This window comes from Actinomadura sediminis, from assembly GCF_042675525.1.
In the GTDB taxonomy this organism is placed as follows: Bacteria; Actinomycetota; Actinomycetes; order Streptosporangiales; family Streptosporangiaceae; genus Spirillospora; species Spirillospora sediminis.
In genome coordinates this window covers 1-4,318 of sequence record NZ_JBHTJA010000211.1, presented here as the reverse complement: position 1 = coordinate 4,318, position 4,318 = coordinate 1, and the positions used below count along the sequence as shown (strand labels likewise).

At 73.9% G+C, this 4,318-nt stretch carries 4 protein-coding genes; 1 reads left to right on the top strand and 3 read right to left on the bottom strand.

Annotation, left to right across the window (positions count from 1 at the left end; translation table 11 throughout):
• Together ACFQ11_RS37210 and ACFQ11_RS37205 are read right to left on the bottom strand one after the other, a co-directional pair.
• Positions 1-1,020: serine/threonine-protein kinase (locus tag ACFQ11_RS37210; protein WP_378307585.1), on the bottom strand; the 1,020-nt coding region annotated here is incomplete at its 3' end.
• Positions 1,021-1,086: 66 nt separating this feature from the next.
• Positions 1,087-2,664: an acyl-CoA synthetase gene (locus tag ACFQ11_RS37205; protein ID WP_378307583.1), complete on the bottom strand. Its 1,578-nt coding sequence runs from the start codon at positions 2,662-2,664 to the stop codon at positions 1,087-1,089.
• A 224-nt stretch (positions 2,665-2,888) separates the two neighbouring features.
• Here ACFQ11_RS37205 and sigE point away from each other — a divergent pair, with 224 nt between their 5' ends.
• The gene (gene sigE / locus ACFQ11_RS37200) at positions 2,889-3,452 is read left to right on the top strand and encodes an RNA polymerase sigma factor SigE (RefSeq protein ID WP_378307587.1); all 564 of its coding nucleotides are present in this window, start codon (positions 2,889-2,891) and stop codon (positions 3,450-3,452) included.
• Here the strand turns inward: sigE and ACFQ11_RS37195 are convergent.
• A partial coding sequence (locus ACFQ11_RS37195; protein ID WP_378307581.1) for a hypothetical protein occupies positions 3,453-4,318 on the bottom strand: 866 nt, incomplete at its 5' end.

Sequence of the window (4,318 nt, the reverse complement as noted above, 5' to 3'; positions counted from 1 at the left end):
CGGCCGGGTCCGCGCGCGCCGCACCGGCGGCCGCCCGGCCCCGCCTTGCCGCCAGGGCGCCCGGGGGCGCGGGACGAGCGGCTCGTCCGGTTCCGCCGCCGCGTCCAGCAGCCGCGCGACCTCGTCGGCCGGGAGCCGGTCGTCCGGGTCGGGCCGCAGCAGCCCCTCGATGACGGGCGCCAGCGCCCCCGCCCGCGCGGGACGCGGGTAGTCGCCGAGCAGCACCGCGACCATCGACCCCAGCGCGTGCGACCGCAGGAACGGGGACTCGCCCTCGACGGCCGCGTACAGGGTCGCGCCGAGCGACCACAGGTCGGACGCGGGCACGCCCGGCAGGCCGCCGACCCGCTCGGGCGGCAGGTACGCGGGCGACCCCTCGATCCCGCCCGCGCCCGGCCCGCCGCCGGGCTCCCGGCCGCCGCCCGCCTCCCGGACGTCCGCCTCCCGGACGTCCCACGCCGCGCGCACGCGCCGCCGCTCGCGATCGTCCCCCGCGTCCGGGACGTCCCCGTCCCGCAGGCGGCCGGTGTGGAGGGCGAGGCCGAAGTCGGTCAGGAGCACGCGGCCGTCGTCGCGGACGAGCACGTTCGCGGGTTTGACGTCGCGGTGCAGGATTCCGGCGGCGTGCGCGGCGCGCAGCACCGCCAGGACGGCCGCGCCGATCTCGGCGGTGCGGCGCACGCCGAGCGGGCCGCGTTCGTCGATGAGCCGGGCGAGGGAGCGCGACTCGTGGAACTCCATGACGATCCACGGCCGCCCGCGCTCGACGAGGACGTCGTGGACGGCGACGACGCCGGGGTGCCGGAGCGCGGCGGTGGCGCGGGCCTCGGTGAGCAGCCGGCGGCCCAGCGCGGCGCGTTCGGCGGCGGTGGCGCGGGCGGGCACGCGGATCTCCTTGACCGCGACGTCCCGGCCGAGGAGTTCGTCGCGGGCGCGCCACACCGTGCCCATGCCGCCGCTGCCGACCATCGAGAGCAGGCGGTACCGTCGCGCGAGCGGCACCGGACGGTCCTCGGTCATGGGGAGGTTATGCGCGGGAACGCACCCAAGTCACGCCCCGCGCGCCCCCATGAATTCTTGACCCGGTCAGGAGGTCAGCACGCTCCTGGCCCACTTGTAGTCGGACTTGCCGACGGCCGTGCGCTGCACCTCGTCGACGACCGTGAGGCGGCGCGGCAGCTTGTATCCGGCGAGGCGGCCGCGGCAGTGCTCGGTCAGCTCCTCCAGGGTGATCGCCGCGCCGGGGCGGGGCGCCACGACGGCCGCGACGACCTGCCCGAACCGTTCGTCCGGGAGCCCGACGACGACGGCGTCGTCGACGTCCGGGTGGTCCTTGAGCGCGACCTCGACCTCCTCCGGGTACACCTTCTCGCCGCCCGTGTTGATCACCAGTGAGCCGCGGCCGAGCAGGACGATCGTGCCGTCCTCCTCCAGGCTCGCGTAGTCGCCGGGAACGGACCAGCGGGTGCCGTCGGCGTCGGTGAAGAACGTCGAGGCGGTCTTCTCGGGGTCGTTGTAGTAGCCGAGCGGGATGTGCCCGCTGCGCGCCAGCTTCCCGATCTCGCCGGGCTTCACGACCTTCAGGTCGTCGTCGAGCACCGTGATGCCCGGCTTCATCATGAACCGGGCGGTGCCCTCCTTGCCGCCGACGGACGGCCCGCACGCGCCGGTCTCCGAGGCGCCGTAGTTGTCGAGGAACATCACGTTCGGGAGGTGTTCCTGCAGGGCGGCCTTCGCGCCCTCGGTGAGGGGCGCCCCGCCGGACGCGACCCCGAGCAGCGACGAGGTGTCGTACTCCCCGGAGGCGAGGGCCTTGGCGACCGGCCGCGCCATGACGTCGCCGACCAGCATCAGCACGTTGGCCTGCTCCTCCGCGACCAGCCGCAGCGCCTTGTCGGCGTCGAACGCGTGGTCGGTGTAGAGGACGACCTTCGCGCCGTTGAACAGTCCCATGAACGCGACCCACTGCCCGGCGCCGTGCATGACGGGCGCGCAGTCGAGCACGGCCATGCCGCCCTGCTCGGCGTTCTCCGCGAGCTGCTCCGGGCTGGTGACGGGGTCGCCGAGGACGTTGCCGCCGCCGAGCGCGCCGAAGAAGATGTCCTCGCAGCGCCACTCGACGCCCTTCGGGTACCCGGTGGTCCCGCCCGTGTACATGATGTACCGGTCGTCGTTCGACCGGGCCGGGAAGTCGTCGGACGGGTCGGCCGCCGCGAGGGCCGCCTCGTACTCGACGGCGCCGGGGACGTCGCCGGTCCCGCCGTCCTCCAGGACGACGACGTGGCGCAGCCTCGGCAGGTCGGCGCGGACCTCCTGGACGCGCGCCAGCAGCGACCGCTCGCCGATGAGCGCGACCGAGTCGGAGTCGGACAGGACGTGGCGGAGTTCGCCCGCGACGTACCGGTAGTTCACCGGGATCGGCACGGCGCTGATCTTGAAGGCGCCGAGCATCGCCTCGATCCACTCGGCCCGGTTGTAGGCGAGGATCGCGACGTGCTCGCCGGCCCGCACGCCCGCGTCGGCGAGGTGGTGCCCCACCCGGCTCGCCCGCGCGCTCAGCTCGGCGAACGTGCGGCGTTCGTCCCCGGCCACCAGCGCCGGGCGGTCCGGCCCCGCCGCCGCCAGGATCTCGATCAGATCCGCAAGGTTGTAGCTTCGCGCCATGGGCCGTCCTCGCCTTTCGGGATGGGTGAGAAGGTCCTTCCGAATCATGCTCGGGTTGCGGGTAAGTACTCAATGACCCTGGACAGCGGGTCCAATGAGATGGATCACAAAGCGCGCCCGGATCCGGCCACGCCGCCCGTCCTTACACGCCTCTTATCCGGGTACCGGCATGCTTGGTCGTAACGATTCAGCATCAGACGGGGGTAGTGGTGAGCCCAGGCGCAATGGCGTGGACGCCTCCGACATGGGAGGAGATCGTCACCGAGCACTCCACAAGGGTGTTCCGGCTGGCGTACCGCCTGACCGGCAACCGGCACGACGCCGAGGACCTGACCCAGGACGTCTTCATCCGGGTCTTCCGTTCGCTGTCCTCCTACAGTCCGGGCACGTTCGAGGGCTGGCTGCACCGGATCACGACGAACCTTTTCCTCGACCGGGCCCGCCGCAAGCAGCGCATCCGCTTCGACGCGCTCGCCGACGACGCCGCCGAACGCCTGCAGGGCCGCGAACCGAGCCCCGCGCAGGCGTACGACGAACGGCACCTCGACGCCGACATCCAGCGCGCCCTCGACGGCCTGGCCCCCGAGTACCGCGCCGCCGTCGTGCTGTGCGACATCGAGGGCCTCACCTACGAGGAGATCGCCGCGACGCTGAACGTCAAGCTCGGCACCGTCCGCTCGCGGATCCACCGGGGCCGCGCCCAGCTGCGCGTCGCCCTGGAGCACCGCCGCCCCGCCGAGGTCCCCGAATCGGTCGCGGGCGAGGTCCCGAGCGTCACCGGGGCGTGATCACGGCGGGGTCGTCGCGGTCGCGAGCTTGAGGACCTCCGGCCGGATCAGGTCCTCGATGGACGAGTAGGGCACCGAGTTCGGCGCGAAGAAGTCGGGCACGAGGCAGTTCTCGCTCGGCGTGAACATCGTCTCCAGCCGGTCCTTGGTGAGCGAGAACGAGACGCCGTAGAACAGCCGCTCGCCCCGCGTCCGCTCGGCCAGCGGGTTGTACGTGCACATCTCCCGCTTCCGGTCCGGGGGCGGCGGTATGCGCCGCGACAGCTCGGCCAGGGACGACCGCCGCAGCGCCGCCTCGGTGAAGATCTCCCGGGGCCCGAGGGCGCGGCCCGTGGCCAGCTCGACGTTGACGGCCTTCGGCCGCCGGTCGTACCCGCCGCCCGCGTACACCGGGACGCTCACCAGGTACCGGACCGACAGCAGCCGCGGCCCCCGGTACACGACGTCCGAGGTCATCTCGATGGGGCGCGGCGGCCCCGGCACCGCCTGGCTCGGCAGCCCGCCCATCTGGTCGAGGAAGTGGCGGTAGTCCGCGACGGACTGCTCGACCGGCGCACGCAGCGCCGCGTTGATCCGCCGCTGGACGGCCGGGTCGGAATGCCCGCTGACCTGCATGAAGCGGACCGTTCCCTCGGCCAGGTTGATGGACGGGTCGCCGATCGTCGCGGACGCGAGCGTCACCTCGCCGGGCGTGAACGCGCGCGGCGGCGGGCCGTCGTCCCGCGCCTGCCACACCGCGACGCCGCTCCCCGCCGCCACGACGGCGGCCGTGCCCCCGGCCGCCGCGATCGCCTTCGCGCCGCCGACCTTCGCGAGGAACCCGGCCGACGTCGACCCCGCCGAGCCGCCGGCGCCGGCCGCGCCGA